General features: G+C 74.5%; 21 protein-coding genes and 1 riboswitch. Of the genes, 10 read left to right on the top strand and 11 right to left on the bottom strand.

The window, feature by feature from the left end; translation table 11 throughout:
* Window positions 1–52 precede the first annotated feature (52 nt).
* Together pdxT and K1J57_RS00670 are read left to right on the top strand one after the other, a co-directional pair.
* Entirely contained in the window at window positions 53–661 is a 609-nt protein-coding gene (pdxT, locus tag K1J57_RS00675; RefSeq protein WP_220562557.1) for a pyridoxal 5'-phosphate synthase glutaminase subunit PdxT, read from the top strand.
* Complete coding sequence (locus tag K1J57_RS00670; protein WP_220562556.1) at window positions 658–1,407, top strand: YebC/PmpR family DNA-binding transcriptional regulator; 750 nt, start codon at window positions 658–660, stop codon at window positions 1,405–1,407. Before pdxT ends, K1J57_RS00670 begins: the two co-directional genes overlap by 4 nt.
* Window positions 1,408–1,481: 74 nt before the next feature.
* Here the strand turns inward: K1J57_RS00670 and K1J57_RS00665 are convergent, their stop codons facing one another.
* The 6 genes from K1J57_RS00665 to K1J57_RS00640 form a co-directional block, all read right to left on the bottom strand.
* On the bottom strand, window positions 1,482–2,399 hold the full coding sequence (locus K1J57_RS00665; protein WP_220562555.1) for an alpha/beta fold hydrolase: 918 nt from the start codon (window positions 2,397–2,399) through the stop codon (window positions 1,482–1,484).
* Window positions 2,400–2,497: 98 nt separating this feature from the next.
* On the bottom strand, window positions 2,498–3,751 hold the full coding sequence (locus K1J57_RS00660; RefSeq protein WP_220562554.1) for an FAD-binding oxidoreductase: 1,254 nt from the start codon (window positions 3,749–3,751) through the stop codon (window positions 2,498–2,500).
* A 111-nt stretch (window positions 3,752–3,862) separates the two neighbouring features.
* Entirely contained in the window at window positions 3,863–5,218 is a 1,356-nt protein-coding gene (locus tag K1J57_RS00655; RefSeq protein WP_220562553.1) for an adenylosuccinate synthetase, read from the bottom strand.
* A complete protein-coding gene (locus K1J57_RS00650; RefSeq protein ID WP_220562552.1) occupies window positions 5,215–6,204 on the bottom strand; it encodes a hypothetical protein in 990 nt (329 codons plus the stop codon). Before K1J57_RS00650 ends, K1J57_RS00655 begins: the two co-directional genes overlap by 4 nt.
* Before the next feature lie 74 nt (window positions 6,205–6,278).
* A complete protein-coding gene (locus K1J57_RS00645) occupies window positions 6,279–7,352 on the bottom strand; it encodes a molecular chaperone DnaJ (RefSeq protein ID WP_220562551.1) in 1,074 nt (357 codons plus the stop codon).
* Window positions 7,349–8,140, bottom strand: a complete 792-nt coding sequence (locus K1J57_RS00640; RefSeq protein WP_255646762.1) for an NUDIX domain-containing protein — start codon at window positions 8,138–8,140, stop codon at window positions 7,349–7,351. Before K1J57_RS00640 ends, K1J57_RS00645 begins: the two co-directional genes overlap by 4 nt.
* Before the next feature lie 135 nt (window positions 8,141–8,275).
* On the opposite strand from K1J57_RS00640, the gene K1J57_RS00635 reads away from it, so the two are divergent.
* The 7 genes from K1J57_RS00635 (at window position 8,276) to K1J57_RS00605 (ending at window position 15,991) form a co-directional block, all read left to right on the top strand.
* Window positions 8,276–9,427, top strand: coding sequence for an acetyl-CoA hydrolase/transferase C-terminal domain-containing protein (locus K1J57_RS00635; protein WP_220562550.1), 1,152 nt, complete (start codon window positions 8,276–8,278; stop codon window positions 9,425–9,427).
* A gap of 137 nt (window positions 9,428–9,564) precedes the next feature.
* On the top strand, window positions 9,565–10,119 hold the full coding sequence (ruvC, locus tag K1J57_RS00630; protein WP_220562549.1) for a crossover junction endodeoxyribonuclease RuvC: 555 nt from the start codon (window positions 9,565–9,567) through the stop codon (window positions 10,117–10,119).
* 32 nt (window positions 10,120–10,151) lie between these two features.
* Window positions 10,152–10,769 carry a Holliday junction branch migration protein RuvA gene (ruvA, locus tag K1J57_RS00625; RefSeq protein ID WP_220562548.1) on the top strand — a complete coding sequence of 206 codons (618 nt, stop codon included), beginning with the start codon at window positions 10,152–10,154 and terminating at the stop codon, window positions 10,767–10,769.
* An 11-nt stretch (window positions 10,770–10,780) separates the two neighbouring features.
* Complete coding sequence (gene ruvB, locus K1J57_RS00620; RefSeq protein ID WP_220562547.1) at window positions 10,781–11,926, top strand: Holliday junction branch migration DNA helicase RuvB; 1,146 nt, start codon at window positions 10,781–10,783, stop codon at window positions 11,924–11,926.
* A 298-nt stretch (window positions 11,927–12,224) separates the two neighbouring features.
* A complete protein-coding gene (gene yajC / locus K1J57_RS00615; protein ID WP_220562546.1) occupies window positions 12,225–12,596 on the top strand; it encodes a preprotein translocase subunit YajC in 372 nt (123 codons plus the stop codon).
* A 200-nt stretch (window positions 12,597–12,796) separates the two neighbouring features.
* Window positions 12,797–13,351, top strand: coding sequence for an adenine phosphoribosyltransferase (locus K1J57_RS00610; protein WP_220562545.1), 555 nt, complete (start codon window positions 12,797–12,799; stop codon window positions 13,349–13,351).
* Between the two features lie 462 nt (window positions 13,352–13,813).
* Window positions 13,814–15,991: a bifunctional (p)ppGpp synthetase/guanosine-3',5'-bis(diphosphate) 3'-pyrophosphohydrolase gene (locus tag K1J57_RS00605; protein WP_220565264.1), complete on the top strand. Its 2,178-nt coding sequence runs from the start codon at window positions 13,814–13,816 to the stop codon at window positions 15,989–15,991.
* A gap of 31 nt (window positions 15,992–16,022) precedes the next feature.
* Here K1J57_RS00605 and K1J57_RS00600 read toward each other — a convergent pair whose 3' ends face one another.
* The 5 genes from K1J57_RS00600 to K1J57_RS00580 form a co-directional block, all read right to left on the bottom strand.
* Window positions 16,023–16,601, bottom strand: a complete 579-nt coding sequence (locus K1J57_RS00600; protein WP_220562544.1) for a TetR/AcrR family transcriptional regulator — start codon at window positions 16,599–16,601, stop codon at window positions 16,023–16,025.
* A 79-nt stretch (window positions 16,602–16,680) separates the two neighbouring features.
* A complete protein-coding gene (locus K1J57_RS00595; protein WP_220562543.1) occupies window positions 16,681–17,148 on the bottom strand; it encodes a nitroreductase family deazaflavin-dependent oxidoreductase in 468 nt (155 codons plus the stop codon).
* 67 nt (window positions 17,149–17,215) lie between these two features.
* Complete coding sequence (locus K1J57_RS00590; protein WP_220562542.1) at window positions 17,216–18,403, bottom strand: acyl-CoA dehydrogenase family protein; 1,188 nt, start codon at window positions 18,401–18,403, stop codon at window positions 17,216–17,218.
* A complete protein-coding gene (locus K1J57_RS00585) occupies window positions 18,400–19,620 on the bottom strand; it encodes a CaiB/BaiF CoA-transferase family protein (RefSeq protein ID WP_255646761.1) in 1,221 nt (406 codons plus the stop codon). Before K1J57_RS00585 ends, K1J57_RS00590 begins: the two co-directional genes overlap by 4 nt.
* 5 nt (window positions 19,621–19,625) lie before the next feature.
* On the bottom strand, window positions 19,626–19,982 hold the full coding sequence (locus K1J57_RS00580; protein WP_220565262.1) for a DUF3870 domain-containing protein: 357 nt from the start codon (window positions 19,980–19,982) through the stop codon (window positions 19,626–19,628).
* 238 nt (window positions 19,983–20,220) lie between these two features.
* Window positions 20,221–20,335: riboswitch (SAM riboswitch) on the top strand.
* Window positions 20,336–20,391: 56 nt separating this feature from the next.
* On the opposite strand from K1J57_RS00580, the gene K1J57_RS00575 reads away from it, so the two are divergent.
* On the top strand, window positions 20,392–21,726 hold the full coding sequence (locus tag K1J57_RS00575; protein ID WP_220562540.1) for an aminotransferase class V-fold PLP-dependent enzyme: 1,335 nt from the start codon (window positions 20,392–20,394) through the stop codon (window positions 21,724–21,726).
* Window positions 21,727–21,736: the final 10 nt, after the last annotated feature.

Raw genomic sequence — 21,736 nt, 5'->3', positions numbered from 1 at the left:
GCGGACGCCCGGGCCCGTCCCCCCGTTCAGGCAGTACAGAGTGAGGACGTACGTGACCCACAGACCCACCATCGGCGTCCTGGCCCTCCAGGGGGACGTCGCCGAGCACCAGCGCGTTCTCGACACCCTCGACGTGCACACCGTCAAGGTCCTCTCGCCCGAGCACCTCGACACCGTCGACGGGCTGGTGATCCCCGGCGGCGAGTCCACCACGATGTCCAAGCTGGCCGTGCGGTACGGGCTGCTCGAACCGCTGCGCAAGCGCGTCCGCGCCGGGATGCCCGCCTACGGGACGTGCGCCGGGATGATCATGCTCGCCGACCGTATCCTGGGGGGCACCGCGGACCAGGAGACGGTCGGCGGCATCGACATGACGGTGCGCCGCAACGCGTTCGGCCGCCAGACCGAGTCCTTCGAGACCGGTGTCCGCATCGGCGCGCTGGACGGCGGGCCGTTCGACGCGGTGTTCATCCGGGCGCCCTGGGTGGAGGAGGTCGGACCGGACGTCACCGTGCTCGGCGCCGTCCCCGGCCCCGACGAGGCCGGTAGGATCGTCGCCGTACGACAGGGCGGCCTGATGGCCACGTCCTTCCATCCCGAACTGACCGGCGACGCGCGTATCCACCGCCTCTTCGTCGACATCGTGAAAGGACTCGCATGAGCGGCCACTCCAAGTGGGCCACCACCAAGCACAAGAAAGCCGTCATCGATGCCAAGCGGGGCAAGCTCTTCGCCAAGCTGATCAAGAACATCGAGGTGGCCGCGCGCACCGGTGGCGGTGACCCCGACGGGAACCCGACGCTCTACGACGCGATCCAGAAGGCCCGCAAGAACTCGGTCCCCCTCGACAACATCGAGCGCGCCCGCAAGCGCGGCTCCGGTGAAGAGGCCGGCGGCGCCGAGTGGCAGACCATCATGTACGAGGGCTACGCCCCCGGCGGCGTCGCCCTGCTCGTGGAGTGCCTCACCGACAACCGCAACCGCGCCGCCTCCGAGGTGCGCGTGGCGGTCACCCGCAACGGCGGCAACATGGCCGACGCCGGATCGGTGTCGTACCTGTTCAACCGCAAGGGCGTCGTGATCGTGCCCAAGGAGGGCACCACCGAGGACGACGTCACCCTCGCGGTGCTGGACGCCGGCGCGGAGGAGGTCGAGGACATCGGCGAGGCCTTCGAGATCGTCTGCGAGGCCACCGACCTGGTCCAGGTGCGCACGGCGCTCCAGGAGGCGGGCATCGACTACGAGTCGGCGGAGTCCAGCTTCCTGCCGACCATGGAGGTCCCGGTGGACGCCGAGACCGCCAAGAAGGTCCTGCGCGTGGTGGACGTCCTGGAGGACTCCGACGACGTGCAGAACGTCTTCACCAACGCCGACATCCCCGACGAGGTCATGGCCGAGCTCGGCTGACCGACCCGTCACGACGCCGGTGGCCGCACCCCCGCCCGGGAGTGCGGCCACCGGCGTCCGGGGGGCGGGGGCCGTCACGGCGCGAGGACGGGGCCGTGCCGCGGGCGGTGCGGATCGCTCTCGCGCAGCAGGTCGCGGACCGCCTCCGGGGCGTCGTGGAGCGCGAGGTGCCCGGCGCCGGGCAGGACGCTCACCCCCGTCCCGAGCAGGCGGCGCGCGGGACCGCTCAGCAGTGACGGCGTGAGCACCCGGTCGTGCTCCCCGGTCGCGACGGCCACGGGTGTGCCGGACCAGTCCCGGAACTCCTCGCCGCGCAGCAGGCCGGGCACGGGCTCGGCCCGGCAGTGGCGCCCCACCAGCGCCGTCCACACCGTCAGCGGGTGTCCCTCCCGCTCCGGCGGGGCGCCCAGCGCGTCGAGCAGTCCGGCCGCGGTCCGGGCGTTCGGGGACAGCCGCCACGCCCAGGCGGCGCGGGTCCTGCCGAGGTCGGGAACGGGGGCGGCCAGGCCGTCCGGGCCGACCAGGACCAGGGCCGCGACCAGCGGCGAGGGTGCCGCGGTCAGGGCCGCGACCGCGCCGATCCCGTGGCCGAGCACGATCACGGGGGCGTCGGTGATCCGGGGTAACAGGTCGTCCAGCCAGGCCCCCAGGGCGCCCGCGCGGTGCAGCGCGGAGCGGGAGGCGTCGCCGGTCCCGGGCAGACCGGGCAGGTCGGCGGAGAGGACCGGCCGGTCCTCGGCCAGGAGGCGCAGGGCGGGGACCAGGTTCGCCGTCCCCAGGAGCTCGCCGGACAGCAGCAGGACCGGGGTCGCCGGGCCGCCGGACAGCCTGTGGACCCCCGTGTCCCGGCCGGCCGCCGGCACCCGGCGCGTCCGCAGCCTCGGCTCCCGGGCCAGGGCCGCCTCGCACCACGCGCGGACGGCGACCTCGCCGGCCGCCGACCGGTACACCGAACGGGCCGGGCCCAGCGGCGGTACGGGCAGGGGACTCATCACTCTTCCTCGGATTCCTCGGGTTTGCGCGGGAGCCGCGCACACGGCCGGGGACCGGGCCGCCGTCCGTCGGCGGTCCGGTCCCGGTCCGGGGTCTCTCAGCGCAGGGGGTCGAACGCGGCCAGGGCCTCCGGGGCCTTCCCCGTGGCGATCCGCTCGGCCAGGAGGCGGCCGGTGACGGGGCCGTGGGTGAGGCCCCACATGCCGTGGCCGCCGGCGGTGTACACGCCCGGGAGGCGGGTGGCGCCGACCAGGGGCATGCCGTCCGGGGAGACCGGGCGCGGGCCCACCCACACGTCGGTCCGCTCCTCCCAGCGCACCCCCCTCAGGAAGGGGCGGGCCGAGCGCACGATGGCCTCGACCCGGCGGGGCCGCAGGGCGTCGTCCGGCTCCCGGAACTCCATGGTCCCGGCCACCCGCAGCCCGCCCCGGTAGGGCGTGCACGCCACCCGGGCCTCGGGCAGGTAGACCGGTCCCGGGACGAGGTCCTCGACGGGCACGGTGAAGGAGTAGCCGCGGCCGGCCCGCACCGGGACCCGCACCCCCAGGGGGCGGAGCAGCCGGTCGGACCAGGCGCCGGCGCACACCACCGCGGCGTCGGCGCGCAGCGGTTCACCGGTCCCGGAGACCACCGTGATCGTCGAACCCGAGCGGTGCACGGAGGCCGCCTCGAACCCGCCGCGGACCGTGCCGCCGCGTTCGCGCACCGAGGCGGCGAGGTTGCGGACCAGGCCGCCCGGATCGACGTAGCGCTGCCCGGACAGCCGCACCGCGGCACTGATCGACGCGGCCGCCTGCGGTGCGGCGGAGCGCGCGTCGTCCCCCGCCAGGGCGGTGTACTCCACTTCCAGCCCGGAGGAGCCGATCCGGTCGAGTTCGCGCACCAGGGCGGCCGCCGCGCGCGTGGAGCGGAACAGCGCGGTGATGGGGGAGGAGACGGCGGTGGTGTCCACGCCCGCCTTCTCCAGTTCGTCGAACGCCTCCAGGCAGGCGGTGTTCAGCGGCAGGTTCGCGCGGACCGCGCGCTCCCACGAGGGCCACCGGCAGTGTGCCGCGAAGCGGAGCAGGAACGACCACAGGGCGGGGGAGGCGGTCGGCGGGATCGACAGCGGGGCGTCGGGGTCGACCAGGGAGCGCGGCCCCTGGAGCAGGACGCCGGGCTCGTTGAGCGGGATCGCCAGGCCGGGGGAGAGCCATCCGGCGTTGCCCCAGGAGGCGCCGGTGCCGATCCCGTCCCGGTCCACGACGGTGACCTCTGCGCCGCGCTCCTGGAGGAACCACGCGGTGGACAGCCCGACGACCCCGGCCCCCACCACCAGCACGTGCCGGACCGCACGCCCCGTGTCCGTCATCTCCGCCCTCTTCTTCCGTACGACCGTCGGACCCACCATCTCCCCTGTTCGGGACAGGGGGCTTGTCGGAAGGAGACAAGGCAGAGGGGTGTTTCTGTCCTGGAAGGACAATCAGGCCGGGGCGGTGATCCGGGCGTCGTCGCGGGTGGGGCCGGAGAAGACCGCCTCCAGCGGGGTTCCCAGGGCGTCGGCGATCTCCTCCGGCGGTGTGGGGCCGTCGGCCAGGACGGGCCGGGCCGCGGCCAGGGCGTCCGCCAGGGCCGCCTGGCGGCGCAGGTGGGCGTCGGCGCGGGCGTCCAGGGGTCCGGGCGCCGGGTGCAGCGGGTGGCTGGGGGCCGGGGCGTCGCCCGGGACGGGCACGAGCGGCCGCCCCGCCCGGTCGGTGTAGCCGGTGCAGCGCCGCAGCCGGCCGCCGGCCGCGGCGGCGCTGTCGGCGTGCGTCACCACCAGGGAGTCCACCCCGCCGGTGGCGGCCAGGGCGTACCGGTGGGCCGCCAGGTCCAGGTGGCCCACCCGGAACGCCCCCTGCCAGGGGTGCGTCCCGTTGTGCGGCTCGGGCAGCAGGCCGGCCAGCGACGGGTCCTCGGTGGGGAAGGGCCCCGCCCCGTGCCGCGTGGTGTAGGCGCGCACCACCCCGATCCGGCGGGCGTCGCCGGGGCGGCCCGCCTCGGCCAGCAGCGCCAGCGGGTTCGCGGTGGTGGTCGTGGACCAGGTGGTGTGCGGGTGGAACCCGTGCCACTCGTCCAGCAGCACCCCCTGGGCGCCCTCGAACACGACCGGGGCGCGGGCCAGCAGGCCCGGCAGGTACGACTCGTCCACGATGCGCACCCTCCGGGCGAACCCCCCGTACGCCGCGACGCAGTCCTCGACGTCCGGGGACGTCCGGGACCCGTCGCCGAGCTCGCGGCGGAGCGCGTCGAGGTGGTCGGCCAGCCGGTGCAGTTTGCGGCGCAGCACCGCGGGCGTGCGGCAGTCGCCGGCCGTGGGCGCGTCCCCGGGCCGGGCCAGGGCGTAGGCCATCGCCTCGCCCACGCCCATCCCGCACGACCCGTGGCGGCCGCCGCCCCGGGCCCGCTCGCGGATCCGGTTGGCCTCCTGGTGCCAGGGGGTGGCGATCAGGGCCCGCTCGTCCACCGTGACCAGTCCGAACGGGTCCGGGACGCTGAGGGACGCCAGGTGGGCGCCCTCGGCGGCCAGGGCGAGGGGGTCCACCACCATCAGCCGGGACAGGTGCGTGGGCACCGGCCCGTCCGGGGCGAGGGTCCCCGCCCCGAACTGGGAGAACGTGTGGTGGCGTCCGTCCGGGGCCACCACGTTGTGGGCGGCCTGGGCGCCCCCGTTGGCGCGCACGACGGCGCCGTAGCGCCGCCGTGCGCACAGCAGGTCGACCGTCACACCCTTGCCCGCGTCGCCGAATCCCAGGTCGACGACGACGGCCGAGGTGTCGGCCCACGCGGGGGCGCTCACAGCCGGTCCGTCCCCGGGGCCGAGGCGTCGCCGCCGGGCAGCCCGGTCGAGCGCACGACCGATCCGCGCGGACCGGCCAGCGGCGCCAGCGCCCTGCCCACGACGCCGCCGGCGTCGGACCCGGCGTCGGCGAGGTCGGCCAGCCCCTCCTCCAGGTCGATGGCCTCCTCGGACAGGCCGATGGTCACCGCGATGGTCTCCGACACCGCGCCCAGGTCCTCCAGGTGGATGACGTTCTGGCCCAGCTGCTCGTCCCAGAAGGACCGGACGGCGTCGTTGGTGAAGTGGCTGCTGCCGCTCGGCATGATGAAGTACACCTCGAACCTGCGCCGCAGCTCGGCGAGGATCTGCGGGAACGGGATGTCCTCGGCCAGGTCGTCGCCGATCACCTCGCGCACCTCGCGGGCCTTGACCTTGCCGTAGGCCTTCTCGTCGCCGATGAGGAACAGGTAGCCCTTGCGGCCGCGCTTGTCCAGGCAGTCCATGGCGGTGTGCCGGGCCATGAAGTACATGGCCAGCTCGTAGGACTCGGTGACCTGTCCGCCGCCGCCGCCCTCCAGCAGGATGTTGTTCAGGTCCTCCTCCAGCTCGTTGCCGGACTCGAACTGCCCGATCTGGAGCGGGGCCCGGTCGCAGGTGGCGTCGCCGATCCCGCCGAACAGGATCTGCGGGTGCTCCACGTAGCCCTTGCGCAGCAGCAGGCCGAACAGCGCGGGCAGCTTGGTCTGGAGCACGCGGGGGACGCGGCCCATCGAGCCGGTGACGTCGAACAGCACCGAGATGGCCAGGGACTCGGGGTGCTCGTCGGAGTCGCGGCTCTCGCGGAAGGCGACGCCCTTGGGGTCGAGCTTCTCGTGGACCTTCCACTTGGTGCGGGGGACGGACGACAGCACGTCGTCGGTGTAGCCGAAGTCGCTGCGTCCGGCGGAGGCGTTGTAGGCCTTGCGGGCGTGGTAGGCGTCGGTGGACCAGTGGCTGCTTCCCATGGTGGTTCTCCTCTGGGGTGAAGGGGTTTCGGGGTCGGTGGGCCGGGGTCCGCGGGATGTCGCGATCCGCGGGGTCAGTCCGGCATGGTGAAGGGGCGGAACCGGCGCGGCCCGTAGAGCCGCTCCAGGACCTCGTCGAGTTCGATCAGCAGGGCGAACCCGTCGGAGGGGCGCTGCCGCGCCGCCGGCAGGGCACAGCCCCTGGCGAACGAGCGCAGCTCCCGGGGCAGGCGCCCGGCGGTGATGTACTCGATGCACCGGGTCGCCATGTAGATGTCGGTCCGCACCGAGGCGGGGCCGCGCTCGGCCACCTCGGGCGGGTAGAGGTCCTTGCGGTGGGGGACCATCGCGGGGATGTGCGGGGCGGTGCGCGCGGCGTGCGCGGTGACCGAGTAGCACCAGTCGACCAGGACCAGGCCGTGCTCCCCGGGGTGGATCAGCACGTGTTCGGGCACCACCGCCCCGTGCACCACCCCGGCCCGGGAGGCCGCGTCGACCGCCACCAGCAGGCGGCGCCACATCCACGCGGCGTCGCGCGGGTCGACGCCGTCGGGGTAGGCGCGGCGCACGTCGGCCAGGCTGTGGAAGCCGTCCAGCCGGTCCAGCACGTTGGCCCTGCGCTCGACCCCGGTCGCGGCGTCGCGGTGGCGGATCGACTCCAGCAGCCGGGGGAAGAACGCCCGCGCCTCCTCCGGCCCGCGCTCGCGGATCCGTTCCAGGGCGGTGGCCTCGGCCTCCATGAGGTCGTTGTCGCGCGGGGACCGGGGCACCTTGATCACGGCGTCGCGCCAGCCGCCGTCCTGGTAGCGGACGGGGTACAGGTCGGCGACGTCGCCCGACGCCAGGGGGGAGGACCCCACGTGGTAGCCGCGGGATGCGGTCACCACCACGTGGTCGTCGAACCCGATCCGGCCCCGGACGGCCTCCTGGTAGCGCGTCCACATCCCGGTCAGCCGGGTGAACAGCGCGGCGTCGCCCCCGGGGGTGTCGGGGTGCAGCAGGCGGGCGAGCCGCCGGTGGGCGGACGAGGCCGCAGCGGGCACGGTGTCGTCGGCGGGCAGCGGCCCGAACAGGTCGGACGGGTCGCGGGCGGTGAGGACGGCGCGGGTCGCCTCCTCGACGGTCATCGAAACCTCCACGGGGGTCATGGGGCGCTCCTGAGCAGCGGCGGGTGCAGGGCGGCGGTGCCGCCCGCCCGGTACAGGCGGGGGCGGCGGCCACCGCCGGAGCCGCCTCGGTCGGCGAGCTCCCCGGTGTCCCGGACGAAGCCGGGGGCGGCGAGGATCTTGCGGTGGAAGTTGGCGGCGTGCAGGGACCGGTCCCACACCGCCTCGTACACCTCGCGCAGGTCGGTGATGGTGAACACCGGCGGCAGGAACGCGGTGGCCAGGGAGGTGTACTCCAGCTTGGCGCGGGCCCGCTCGACGGCGTCGGCGATGATCCGCGCGTGGTCGAAGGCGGGCTCGTACCGCGCGGTTCCGCCGTGCCCGAGGTCGCGCCAGGGGACCCAGGCGGCCTCGGCGGTGTCGCGGCCCTGCTCGGGGTCGGGCAGGTCGGGGGCGAGCAGCATGTACGCCACCGAGAAGACCCGCATGCGGGGGTCGCGGCCGCGGGCGCCGTAGGTGCCCAGCTGCTCCAGGTGCAGGGTGGTGGGCAGGGCGGTCTTCTCGGCCAGGACGCGCAGCGCGGCGTCGGGCAGGTCGGGGTCGGCGGGCCCCCGGGGGCCGTCCTCGGCCCGGACGAAGCCGCCGGGCAGCGCCCACCGGCCCTTCTGCGGGCTGGCGCCCCGGCGGACCAGCAGCACCAGCGGCTCCCGGGCGCGGATGGTCATCGCCACGACGTCGACGGTCACCGCGACGGGGGCGTAGGCGTGCGGGTCGTAGGCGGCCAGGAACTCCCGTTCGTCCGCGTCCCGCCGCATCCCGTCGTCCACCATGGTCGGTCCAGTTCTTCTCAGAGTGAGTTTTTCTCGCTTCGAGAAGAACTTAGCACGGCCCCCGCCGCGGAGTCCACCCCTTTTCCCGGCCGAACCGCCCGGTCCGGTACGGTCGGTCCGGCGGAAGGGGAGAACGTGGAGAGCCTGACGGACCTGGTGGGACCGGGCGCGACCGTCGCCCTGGGCGACGGGTTCGGCGCCCCGCGGAGCGTCACCGCCGACCTGTGCGCGGCCGCCGCGCGCGCCGGCGGCGTCCGCCTCGTCCTGGGCTGGGTCCCCGAGGCCGACCCCGGGCTCGACCCCGCCGCGTTCGCCGACGCCCGCACCGTCATGCCCGGCTGGGGCCTGCGCGACCACGTCGACCGCGGCCTCATCGCCCACCCGCCGGTGCGCATGTCCGCCGTCCCCGCCCTGCTGCACGGCCTGTGGCGCCCCGACCTGCTCGTCGCCTCGGTGGTCCCGGTGCCCGGCGGGTACGCCTTCGGCAGCGAGGCCGGCTGGCTGCGCACCGCCGTCGAGGCGGGCGCCCTGGTCGCCGCGGTGGTCTCGCCGAACCTGCCCCGCGCCGACGCCGGGCCGCCGCTGCCCGCCGACCGTGTCGTCGTCATCGGGGGGAGCGACCGCACCGCCGGGACCCTGCGCCCCTCGCCCACCGGCCCCGACCAGGCCGCCATCGCCCGCCACCTGGCGCCCCTCATCCCCGCCGGCGCCCGCCTCCAACTGGGCTTCGGCCCCGTGCCCGCCGCCCTGGCCGCCGAGCTGCGGGTCCCCGTGCGCATCGACTCCGGGCCGCTGCCCGAGGCCGCCGTCGACCTCGACGAGCGCGGCCTGCTGCTGGGCGACCCCGTGGGCATGTACCTCGTCGGCGGCCCGCGCCTGCACGCCTGGGCCGACGGCCGCCCCCTGCTGCACTCCGTGGAACACGTCCTGGACCCCGGCCGCCTGTCCGCCGACCCCTTCGTCGCCGTCAACACCGCGGTGGAGATCGACCACGACGGCCAGGTCAACGTCGAGGGCACCGCCCGGGGCGTGCTCGGCGGCATCGGCGGCCACTCCGACTACGCCGCGGCCGCCACCCGCTCCGTCGGCGGGCTCAGCGTCATCGCCGTCCCCACCCGCCACCGCGGCCGTTCCACCCTGGTCGAACGCCTCTCCCGGCCGGTCACCACCCCCTCCCAGGACGTGGAGGTCGTGGTCACCGAGCGCGGCGTCGCCGACCTGCGCGGCCTCTCCCGGGCCGAGCGCCGCGCCGCCCTGGCCGACCTGTGGGGGACCGGCCGCGCCTGAACGCCCCCGCCCCGTCCCCGGGCCCCGGTACGCTCGACCGGCACGGCCCCCGAGACACGCCGGGCCGGGCGCGGGACTCCTGTCGTCCCGCGGCATTAGCATGGTGCGAACGAACGTTCGAGAAAGGTGTGGGGCGCGTGCGCGTGCTGGGAATCGACCCGGGGCTCACCCGGTGCGGCGTCGGCGCCGTCGAGGGCGCCATCGGCCGCCCCCTGAGCCTCATCGGCGCCGACGCCATCCGCACCTCCCCCGACGAGGACCTGCCCCAGCGCCTGCTGGGCGTCGAGCGCGGCATCGAGCGCTGGCTCGACGAGGTCCGCCCCGACGCCGTCGCCGTCGAGCGGGTCTTCGCCCAGCACAACCTCAGCACCGTCATGGGCACCGCCCAGGCCAGCGGCATCGCCCTGGTCTGCGCCGCCCGCCGCGGCCTGCCCGTCGCCCTGCACACCCCCAGCGAGGCCAAGGCCGCCATCACCGGCAGCGGCCGCGCGGACAAGGCGCAGGTCGGCACCATGGTCGCGCGTATCCTCGGACTCGACGGCCCGCCCCGCCCCGCCGACGCGGCCGACGCGGTCGCCCTGGCCATCTGCCACATCTGGCGCGGCGGCGCCCAGGCCCGGGTGGCCCAGGCACAGCAGGACTTCGCCCGCAAGGTCGAACTGGCCCGCCGCGCCCGCGGCGCCCGCCCCTAGGGAAGGAGAAGGGCACCCGGTGCCCCCATGACATGATCGCGTTCCTCACCGGCCGGGTGGCCGCACGCGGCGCAGGCAGCGCCGTCATCGACGTCGGCGGGGTCGGCATGTCCGTGCAGTGCACCCCGAGCACCCTGTCCCGCCTGCACGTGGGGGAGACCGGCACCGTCGCCACCAGCCTCGTCGTGCGCGAGGACTCCCTCACCCTCTTCGGATTCGCCGACGACGACGAGAAGCACCTGTTCGAGCAGCTCCAGACCGCCTCCGGGGTCGGTCCCCGGCTGGCCCTGGCCATGCTCTCGGTGCACAGCCCCGACTCCCTGCGCCACGCCGTGGCCACCGAGGACACCAACGCCCTGACCCGGGTCCCGGGCATCGGCAAGAAGGGCGCCCAGCGCATCGTCCTGGAGCTGCGCGGGAAGATCGACCCGCCCGTCTTCACCGACGGCACCCTGCCGCCGGTCCCGGACGGCGCCGGGGCCGGGCCCAACGGCGCCTGGCGCACCCAGGTGGTCTCCGGCCTGGTCAACCTGGGCTGGTCCGCCAAGGACGCCGAGGCCGCGGCCGCCGCCGTCGCGCCCCAGGCCGAGGAGACCGCCGACGTCGCCGTCCTGCTGCGCAGCGCCCTGCGCACCCTCAGCCGCGCCTAGGAGGGCCCACCGTGTACGACGACCACGACCGACCGACGGGACCGGCGGACCGGGACCTCCCCGGGCCGTACGCCCGGGAGGCCGTCTCCTCCGAGGCCGGAGCCGACGAGCGCCGGCTGGAGGGCGCCCTGCGGCCGCGCGCGCTCGACGAGTTCGTCGGCCAGGAACGGGTGCGCGAGCAGCTCTCCCTGGTCCTGGACAGCGCCCGCAAACGCAACCGCGCCCCCGACCACATCCTCATGTCCGGCGGCCCGGGCCTGGGCAAGACCACCCTGGCCATGATCATCGCCGCCGAGCTTGGCTCCCCCCTGCGCATCACCTCCGGCCCCGCCATCGAGCGCTCCGGCGACCTGGCCGCGGTGCTGTCCACCCTCCAGGAGGGCGAGGTGCTGTTCCTGGACGAGATCCACCGGATGGCCCGTCCCGCCGAGGAGATGCTCTACGTCGCCATGGAGGACTTCCGGGTCGACGTGGTCGTGGGCAAGGGCCCCGGCGCCACCGCCATCCCCCTGGAGATCGCCCCCTTCACCCTGGTCGGCGCCACCACCCGGGCCGGGATGCTGCCCGCCCCGCTGCGCGACCGGTTCGGGTTCACCGCCCACATGGACTTCTACTCGGCCGAGGAGCTGGAGCGCATCCTGCACCGCTCGGCCGGGCTGCTCGGCGTCCCGCTGGCCGAGGACGCCGCCCGCGAGATCGCCGGGCGCTCGCGCGGCACGCCCCGCATCGCCAACCGGCTGCTGCGCCGGGTCCGCGACTACGCCGAGGTGCGCGGCGACGGGATCATGTCCCTGGACACCGCCCGCGCCACCCTGGAGCTGTACGAGGTGGACGCCCTGGGCCTGGACCGCCTCGACCGCGCCATCCTCGACGTGCTGCTCCGCCGCTTCCGCGGCGGCCCGGTGGGCCTGTCCACCCTGGCCGTGTCGGTGGGGGAGGAGGCCGAGACCGTGGAGGTGGTCGCCGAGCCGTTCCTGGTCCGCTCCGGGTTCCTGGCCCGCACCCCGCGCGGCCGGGTCGCCACCCCGCTCGCCTGGGCCCACCTGGGGCTCACGCCCCCGCCGGACGCCGCCTTCGGCGCGGCCGCCGCGGCCCAGGGCGGCGGCACCACGGGTTCCGGCGGCACCAACGGCAACGGGTCCTCGGGCACCCCCTGAACCGCACCGGCGCGGGCCGCGGCCGCCCCCGGAGGCGGGGGCGACCGTTAACACTCCGATCCGCGCCGGTTGGGGAACGGTGACCGGCGACACGTAAGCTGTGACGGACCGACGGAGATACGGGGTGACACCCCGGTCCGGAGAGTGCGTTCCGACACCGAAGGAACGCATCGGCCGCCCGGAACGTTGTAGCCACCGGGTGCCGTGCGGGCCGAACACGTCCGACCGGCACGAACAGGGTGGCCGCCGCGTCGACCGCGCCGCCGGCCACAGACGAAGACTTCAGGAAGGACGCCCCGTGCAGGGCCTTTACCAACTCGCCGACGGAGCCGCGCCCGCGGGCGGAGGAATCCTCTCCTCGCTCCCCATGATCGCCCTCATCCTCCTGGTGTTCTGGCTGCTCATCTGGCGGCCCAACCAGAAGCGGCGCCAGCAGGAGGCGCAGATGCAGAGCGCCCTCGTCCCCGGGGTCGAGGTCATGACCAAGGCGGGTATCTACGGCACCGTCGTCGAGGTCCAGGACAACGACGTGATCCTCGAGATCTCGCCGGGCACCCGGATCCGCATGCTCAAGCCGGGCATCGGCGAGATCCTCACCCCGCAGGCCGACGACACGCCGGTCGAGGACCGTCCCGACTTCGGCGACGACGACCCCAAGCCCAACAACTGACGGCCGCCGCACGTGCCCCGTGGCGACACCGCCCCGGGGCCGGCGGTCCGGCGCGCCGACGCGCGGACCCTCCGGTACCGGCCCCCACCGGGGCCGGTACCGCCGTGTGCGGCCGCCCCCGCGGGCGCGCCCGCGCCGCACGGCACGGACGTGCCGCAACGACAGTCACCCCGGAACACCAGTAAGGTCCACACCGCACCATGGCCCACGACCACACCCCCGCGGACACCGCCGCCGCCCCGGACCTGCTCCTGGGCCGCATCCGCGACATCCCGGACTTCCCCAAGCCCGGCATCCTGTTCAAGGACATCACGCCGCTGCTCAACGACCCCGCGGCGCTGGCCGCCACCGTCGCCGGCCTCGCCGAGCCCTTCCGGGACGCCGGCGTGGACCACGTGGTCGGGCTGGAGGCCCGCGGGTTCATCTTCGGCGCCCCGGTGGCCCTGGCGCTCGGCGCCGGGTTCGTCCCCGCGCGCAAAGCCGGGAAACTGCCCGCGGCCGTGATCGAGCAGCCCTATGATCTGGAGTACGGGACCGCGACCGTGGAGATCCACGCCGACGCGGTCACCGAGGGCTCCCGGGTGCTCATCGTCGACGACGTGCTGGCCACCGGCGGCACCGGGCGGGCCGCGGTGGACCTGGTCCGCAAGGCGGGTGGTACGGTCGTGGGATTCTCCGTCCTGATGGAGCTCACGGCTCTCGGGGGGCGCGAGAGGCTGTCCGACGTGGAGCCGCACGCCCTCCTCTCGGTCTGAGAGACCCGCCCGCACCCGCCGACCCGACGTCCGGCGTACCGGGACCCGGCGTACCGGCGGTTCCCTGAGCCCGCGGCCGCCGACCGCGTCGCCGCGCGTCAGCCCCGGTGGGAGGCGGGCGGGGGACACTAGACTGGACGGGGAGCGGCACCGCGGCCGTGATCGGCGACCGGACCTGAAGATACGCACGTGCACCGGAGCAGCCGGGCGACGCCGACCGCCCGTACGATCCGGGCGGAACCGCGGGAGGTAGGCATGCCAGGCGAAGTGGTCCCGACCGGGGCGGTATCCGGGAACGGGACGCGACAGGACGCCGCCCGCCCCGGGACCGACGGGAACGCCCCCACGACCGACGACCGCCAGGAGGGCGCCGCCACGGCGGCGCCCTCCACCGCATCCACGCCCTCCACCGTGCGGGTCCGCAGGAGACTCGCCCGACTCGGCGCCCAGCGGGGAGTGACGATGAACCCGGTGCTGGAACCACTGATCAAGACCGTGCGCGCCACCCACCCCAAGGTGGACGTGCGGCTCATCGAGCGCGCCTACGAAGTGGCCGCCCACCACCACCGGGACCAGAAACGCAAGAGCGGCGACCCCTACATCACCCACCCGCTCGCCGTCGCCACCATCCTCGCCGAGCTCGGCATGCAGGAGGCCACCCTGGCCGCCGCCCTGCTGCACGACACCGTCGAGGACACCGGGTACACGCTCGGCGAGCTGCGGGCGGACTTCGGCGACGAGATCGCCGAGCTGGTCGACGGCGTCACCAAGCTCGACAAGGTCAAGTACGGCGAGGCCACCCAGGCCGAGACCGTCCGCAAGATGGTCGTGGCCATGGCCCGCGACATCCGCGTGCTGGTCATCAAGCTCTGCGACCGGCTGCACAACATGCGCACCCTGCGCTACCTGCCCTCGGTCGCCAAACGGGAGAAGAAGGCCCGCGAGACCCTGGAGATCTTCGCCCCCCTCGCCCACCGCCTGGGCATGAACACCATCAAGTGGGAGCTGGAGGACCTGGCGTTCGCCACCCTCTACCCCAAGCGGTTCGACGAGATCGCCCGCCTGGTGTCCGAGCGCGCCCCCCGCCGCGACGTGTACCTCCAGGAGGTCATCGAGGCGGTCTCCGGCGACCTGCGCGAGTCCAAGATCAAGGCCACCGTCAAGGGGCGGCCCAAGCACTACTACTCGATCTACCAGAAGATGATCGCCCGCAACGTCGGCTTCGACGAGATCTACGACCTCATCGCCGTGCGGGTCCTGGTGGACAGCGTCCGCGACTGCTACGCGGCCCTGGGGACCATCCACGCCAGGTGGAACCCCGTGCCCGGGCGGTTCAAGGACTACATCGCCATGCCCAAGTTCAACATGTACCAGTCGCTGCACACGACGGTCATCGGGCCCTCGGGCAACCCGGTGGAGCTGCAGATCCGCACCCGCGCCATGCACCGGCGCGCCGAGTACGGCATCGCCGCCCACTGGAAGTACAAGGAGGACCGCAACAGCGGCGGGGCCGCGGCCACGCCCAAGGGCGGCTCCGACATGGCGTGGCTGCGCCAGCTCATCGACTGGCAGCAGGAGACCAAGGACCCCGGCGAGTTCCTGGAGTCGCTGCGCTTCGACCTGTCGGTGCAGGAGGTGTTCGTCTTCACCCCGCAGGGCGACGTCATCTCGCTGCCGCAGGGCGCCACCGCGGTCGACTTCGCCTACGCCGTGCACACCGAGGTCGGCCACCGCACGGTGGGCGCCCGGGTCAACGGCCGCCTGGTGTCGCTGGAGACCGAGCTGCACAACGGCGAGACCGTCGAGATCATCACCTCCAAGGACCCCGACGCCGGGCCGAACCGCGACTGGCTCGACTTCGTCAAGAGCGCCCGCGCCCGCAACAAGATCCGCCACTGGTTCACCAAGGAGCGCCGCGAGGCCGCGATCGAGCAGGGCAAGGAGGAGATCGCGAAGGTCATGCGCAAGCAGGAGCTCCCGGTCAAGCGCCTGTTCAGCGGGGAGTCCATCGTCGCCCTGGCCGACGAGCTGCGCTATCCCGACGTGGACGCCCTGTACGCGGCGGTGGGGGAGCGGCAGGTCAGCGCCCAGAACGTGGTCGCCAAGCTGGTCGACTCCATGGGCCTGGCCGACGACCACCCCGAGGACATCGCCGAGCCGGCGCTGCCCGCCAAGGCGCCCCGCCAGCGCCAGCCCGGCAACCCGGGCGTGGTCGTGGAGGGCGACGCCGACGTGTGGGCGCGCCTGTCCAAGTGCTGCACGCCGGTGCCCGGGGACGACATCGTCGGCTTCGTGACCCGCGGCAACGGGGTGTCGGTGCACCGCGCCGACTGCGTGAACATCGCGACCCTGGACCCCGAGCGCAAGGTGCGGGTGGACTGGTCGCCGACGGAGGACTCGCTGTTCCTGGTGGCCCTCCAGGTGGAGGCGCTGGACCGGGCCCGGCTGCTGTCGGACATCACCCGGGTGCTCTCGGACCAGCACGTCAACATCCTGTCGGCGACGGTGCAGACCAGCCGGGACCGGGTCGCCCAGAGCCGGTTCACGTTCGAGATGGCCGACCCCGCCCACCTGGGCAGCGTGCTGCGCGCGGTGCGCAACGTGGACGGCGTCTACGACGTGTACCGCGTCCGCAACTGACCGCCGGGGCGGGCGCCGCGGGCGTCCGCCCTCACCCGTCGGCGCGCCGCCCGTGGACGGTCATGCCGCTCGTCAGGGTCAGGGCCCAGGGCTCGTCGACCCCGTCCAGGTCCAGGGCGGTGATCAGGTGGCACATCAGGCCCATGGCCATGAAGTACCGGACCTGCTCCCGGGTGCCGCCGGACAGCTCGTGCACCAGGGTGACCGCCGAGGCGTACCCGCGCCGCATGCACTCCCGGACCTCGGGGACGTCGGCCGCGCTCTGGGCGTGCACCTGGAGCATGAGCAGGTCGCGGTCGGCGATCAGCTCCGCGTAGGAGTCGCCCATCGCGGCCAGGACCTGGGACGCGGGGGCGCCGGGCGCCTTCTCCGCGCCCTCGCGCAGGGCCTGTTCGATGAGCCCGAAGCAGCGGTCCAGCGTGGCCGTGAACAGGCCCAGCTTGCTGCCGAACAGCCGGAAGACGTAGGCCTGGGAGATCCCGGCCGCGTCGGCGATCTCCGTCACCGGGGTGGCGTGGTAGCCGCTCCGGGCGAAGACGGGCACCGCGTGCCGCAGGATCGCCGCCCTGCGCGCCTCGGCCGTGGAACGGCCCGCTTCGGTAACGCTCATGTAAGTGAGTACACACTCATGAGCGTCCGGTGTCAATCCGAACGGCGGCCCCGGCCCGCGGGGGGCCGGGGCCGCGCGCTCAGATGCGGATCGTCGTGGACCGCACGATCTGGAACACCGGGTGCCGGTGCGCCTCCGCCTCGAAGGCCTCGGCCGGCGCGTCCGGCGGGGCCTCGAAGTACGGTGCCACCACCAGGGCGCGGGGGTGGTCCACGTACTCGCGCAGCACCGGGGCCGCCTCCGCGGCGTCCAGTTCGCGCACGCTGACCAGCTCGATCCAGCCGCCCTTGCGCAGCGTCGCGAACCCGTCCGCGCGGATGTTGCGCACCCAGTCGACCTCCCCGTAGGGGGCGACCAGGAACCGGCCCTCGTTGTTGTCCACGAGGTTGATCGGGACGGTGCGCAGGAAGCCCGTCCTGCGCCCCCGCGTCGTGAGCAGGTACGTGTCGGGCGGGCACACCCCGTACTTGACGAAGCCGCCGAGCGCCGCGTTGAGCACCCGTCGGCCGCGCGTCATCTCGAACCGCTTCGCCGGTTCGTCCACCATCTGGCTACTCCCTCGATCGCTTGCCCCCCATTGTGGTGGTTGCCCGGGGGGAACGGCAGGCCGGAGGTCACCGGAAGGCCGAGATGCCGGTCACCGCCTGTCCGATGCTCAGCGCGTGGATCTCCTCGGTGCCCTCGTAGGTGGCCACCGTCTCCAGGTTCACCATGTGCCGCATCACCGGGTACTCCAGCGTGATCCCGTTGGCCCCGTGCACCGACCGGGCCGCCGCGGCCACCCGCTGGGCCGCGGCGACGTTGGCGAACTTGCCGAAGCTGACGTGGTTGTGGTGGGCCAGCCCCCGGTCCTTGAGCCGCCCGATCTGGAGGGCGGTCAGGCCGGCGTGGCCGACGTCCACGACCATGTCGGCGAGCTTGCGCTGCGTCAGCTGGAAGCCGGCGATCGGCCTGCCGAACTGCTCGCGGGTGCCCGCGTACTCCAGCGCCGCCTCGTAGCAGGCGCGGGCCGCGCCCGCCGCGCCCCACACGATCCCGTAGCGGGCCTCGTTGAGGCAGGACAGCGGGGAGCCCAGCCCGCGCGAGCCCGGCAGGACCGCGTCGGCGGGCAGCCGGACCCCCTCCAGCACCAGCTCGGAGGTGATGGAGGCGCGCAGCGACAGCTTCCTGTGGACGACGTTGGCGGTGAACCCGGGGGTGTCGGTGGGCACCGCGAACCCGCGGATGCCCTCGTCGGTGGCGGCCCACACCACGGCGACGTCGGCGACGGACCCGTTGGTGATCCACATCTTGGTGCCGTCGAGCACCCAGTCGGAGCCGTCGCGGCGGGCGCGCGTGCGCATCGAGCCCGGGTCGGAGCCGGAGTCGGGCTCGGTCAGGCCGAAGCAGCCGATGGCCTCGCCCGCGGCCATGCGGGGCAGCCAGTGCTCCTTCTGCTCCTCGGAGCCGTACTTGTGGATCGCGGCCATGGCGAGGGAGCCCTGCACGGACACGAAGCTGCGCAGCCCCGAGTCCACCGCCTCCAGCTCGCGGCAGGCCACGCCGTAGGCGACGGCGCTGGAGCCGCCGCAGCCGTACCCCTCCAGGTGCATGCCGAGCACGCCCAGGTCGCCGAACGCCTTGGCCAGGCCGCGCGGGTCGGGCAGGGTGCCGGCCTCGAACCAGTCCGCCACGTGGGGCAGCAGCTCGCGGGCGGCGAACGCCCGGACCGCGTCGCGCACGTCGCGCTCGGTGTCGTCCAGTCCGGCGTCCACGGCCAGGAAGTCGCGGGGGTCCGGGGCGGGTGCCTTGCGGTCGCTCATGGGTTTCCTTTCGGGTGCTGTTGGACGGCGCCGCGTTCGACCATCGCGTCGATCAGGTCCGCGGCCAGGCCCAGTTCGGTGAGGATCTCCCGGGAGTGCTGCCCCAGCAGGGGCGGCGCGGTCAGCGGGGGAGGCGTGTTCTCCAGCCGGAACCCGGCGCGGACCTGCTCCAGGAGGCCGGCGGTGGGGTGGTCGACGGCGCGCAGCACGTCGTCGCCGCGGGCGTCGGCGGTGCGCAGCGCGTCCAGCACCCCGCGGACCCGGCCCACGGGCACGCCCGCCGCCAGCAGGCGCTCGGCCCAGTGGTCGGCGGACCGGGAGCGCAGGGTCGCGCTGATCTCCCCGACCAGCTCCCCGCGGTGCTCCACCCGGCCCGGGTTGGTGGCGTAACGGGGGTCCGCGGCCAGGTCGGGCCGCTCCAGCGCCTCGCACATGCGCAGGTAGAGCGCGTCGTTGCCGGCGGCGATGACGAGGTCGGCGTCGGCGGTGGGGAACGCCTGGTAGGGCACGATCGTGGTGTGCGCGTTGCCGACCCGGGCGGGCTCGGCCCCGGTCACCAGCGCCTGCTGGGTGAGGTTGACCAGACCGGACAGGGTGGAGTTGATCAGGGACGCGCTGATCTCCTCGCCCCGGCCGGTGGTGCGGGCCCGCATCAGGGCGCCCAGGATGCCCACCGCGGCGTTGAGCCCGGTGAGCACGTCGGTGAGGGCCACCCCGACCTTGCTGGCCGGGCCCTCGGCGGGGCCCGTGGTGCCCATCAGGCCGCTCTCGGCCTGCACCACGATGTCGAACCCGGGACGGCCCGCCGGCTCGTGCTCGGGCCCGAACCCGCTCACCGAGCAGTACACGACGGCCGGGTTGCGGGCGCTGACGTCGGCGTAGCCCAGGCCCAGGCGGTCGATGACGCCGGGGCGGAAGTTCTGCACCACCACGTCGGCTCCCGCGCACAGCTCCTGGACGGCGGCCCGCCCGTCGGGGTCCTTCAGGTCGACGGCCAGGCTGCGCTTGTTGCGGTTCACCGACAGGAAGTAGGCGGCCTCCCCGCCCGCCCAGGGCGGGCCCCAGGCGCGGGTGTCGTCGCCCCGGCCGGGCTGCTCCACCTTGATCACCTCGGCCCCCATGTCGGCCAGGAGCATGGTGGCGTAGGGGCCGGCCAGGACCCGGGACAGGTCGGCGACGCGCACCCCGGTCAGGGGCAGGGGTTGAGGCACGGACAACGGGTTCACTCCTCGCCGCTCGGCAACTGGTGGTCGTCCCTGAGCTGGTAGTAGCTCTCCAGGCAGCGGCGCAGCGCGGTGGTGAGGGCGGCCCCGGACTGGCCCGCGTAGCGGGTCTGCACCCGGCGCACCAGTTCGGCGATGTCCTCGGTGACCGACTCGCCCTCGACCAGGGCCCGGAAGAAGTCCTTGGCCAGGTCGGTCAGGAGCGTGGTGTCGGCGGCGACGATCCGGCCGTCGGCGGTGTCCACCGCCAGGACGACGCCCAGGCGCTGGTACTGCGAATGGCTGGCCACGGAGTCGGGCAGGCGGGCGTAGCCGGAGATCAGGACGACCCGGGGATTGCGGAAGACCTGCTGCATACGGTCGTGCACGTACGTCACCTCTTTGATCGCGGGCATGCGAAAACTCCGATGCTCTGGAGTCTCGCGCCTGGGAGGCGTCCGGGGGGAACCGGACACCCGCGACGTGAGGGCAGATGCGGACCAGTATGGCGCGCCCGTTCCCCGGCTGTCGAGCGGAAAGGCGCGAAAGGGTGTCCCGGGCCACAGCCGGACCGCCCTGTTGCGTTCCGCGAGCGCTGTGTTAACCTGCGTCGCAGGTCACGAGTACCAGCGCGAAGCCCCGGCTCGCTGGTCGGCAACCCTCCTTCCGCGGTGGGGTGCCCCGGGTGAGGACCAGGTCCCGACACGACCGTGTCGGACAAGCGCGGACCCTTGGCGCTGCCCCACCGGCACCCGTGGGTCCCACGACCCACAGAAGAGGTGTGCCATGACCGTCGTCACTCCCATCGGCTCCGCCCGCTCCGCCCAGCCCGACCTGGGCCGGTGCACGATCGTCACCGCCGATGAGGGTGTCCCCCTGGTCTCCGGCGAGCGCGTCGAGTACGCCAACCTGGACTACGCGGCCAGCGCCCCCTGTCTGACCCCGGTCGCCGAGGCCCTGGCGGCGGCCCTGCCCTACTACGCCAGCGTTCACCGCGGCGCCGGCCACCACTCCCGGGTCAGCACCGAGGCCTACGAGCGGGCCCGCCGCTCGGTGGCCCGCTTCCTGGGGGTGCGCTCCGAGCCCGCCGACGCGGTGGTCTTCGTGCGCGGCACCACCGACGCCCTCAACCTGCTGGCCCGCGCGGTGCCGCAGGACTGCACGGTGGTCGTGTTCGAGTCCGAGCACCACGCGAGCCTGCTGCCCTGGGAGCACCCGGCCTCCCGCGCCGGGTCGGTCGTGCGCCTGCCGCTGCCGGAGTCCCCCGGGGCGGCGGTCGACACCGCCCGCGCCGCGCTGGCCGCCGCCCCGCGGGGGCCGCGCCTGCTCTGCGTCACCGCCGCCTCCAACGTCACCGGCGAGATCTGGCCGGTCGAGGAGCTGGTGGCGGCCGCCCACGCCGAGGGCGCCCGTGTGGTGGTGGACGCCGCGCAGTACGCCCCGCACCTGCCGTTCAGCCTGTCGGCCACCGGCGCCGACTACGTTGCCCTGTCCGCCCACAAGCTCTACGCCCCGTTCGGGTCGGGCGTGCTGGCCGGGCGCGCCGACTGGCTGCGCGAGGCCGCGCCCTACCTGTCCGGCGGCGGCGCCACACGGCTGGTCACCGAGGACGACGTGGTGTGGAACGACCTGCCGGCCCGGCACGAGGCGGGCAGCCCCAACGTGCTGGGCGCGGTCGCCCTGGCCGCGGCCTGCGACACCCTCACCCCCCGCGTGCAGGAACTGCTGCACATCCGCGAGACCTCGCTGGTGGAGCGGCTGCGCGCGGGACTGGCCGGGATCGGCGGCGTGCACGAGCTGTCCCTGTGGGACGAGGACCACCCGCGGGTGGGCATCGTGTCGTTCGTCGTGGACGGGATCCCCGCCGACCTGCTGGCGGCGGCGCTGTCGGCCGAGTACGGCATCGGCGTCCGCGACGGCCTCTTCTGCGCCCACCCGCTGACCCGCCACCTGCTGCCCGCGGGCCACGGCCAGGCGGTCCGGGCCAGCCTGGGCGTCGGCACCACGCGGGAGCACGTGGACCGGCTCGTCGGCGCGGTCGCCGACCTGGTCGAGCACGGCCCGCGCTGGGAGTACGCGGACGCGGACGGACGCCTGGTCCCGGTGCCCGACCCCCGCTGACGCCCCACCC

Source organism: Nocardiopsis sp. MT53 (genome assembly GCF_019598965.1).
Taxonomy (GTDB): Bacteria; Actinomycetota; Actinomycetes; order Streptosporangiales; family Streptosporangiaceae; genus Nocardiopsis; species Nocardiopsis changdeensis.
The sequence above is the reverse complement of the archived record's forward strand: the minus strand, read 5'-3'. Positions and strand labels throughout refer to the sequence as shown.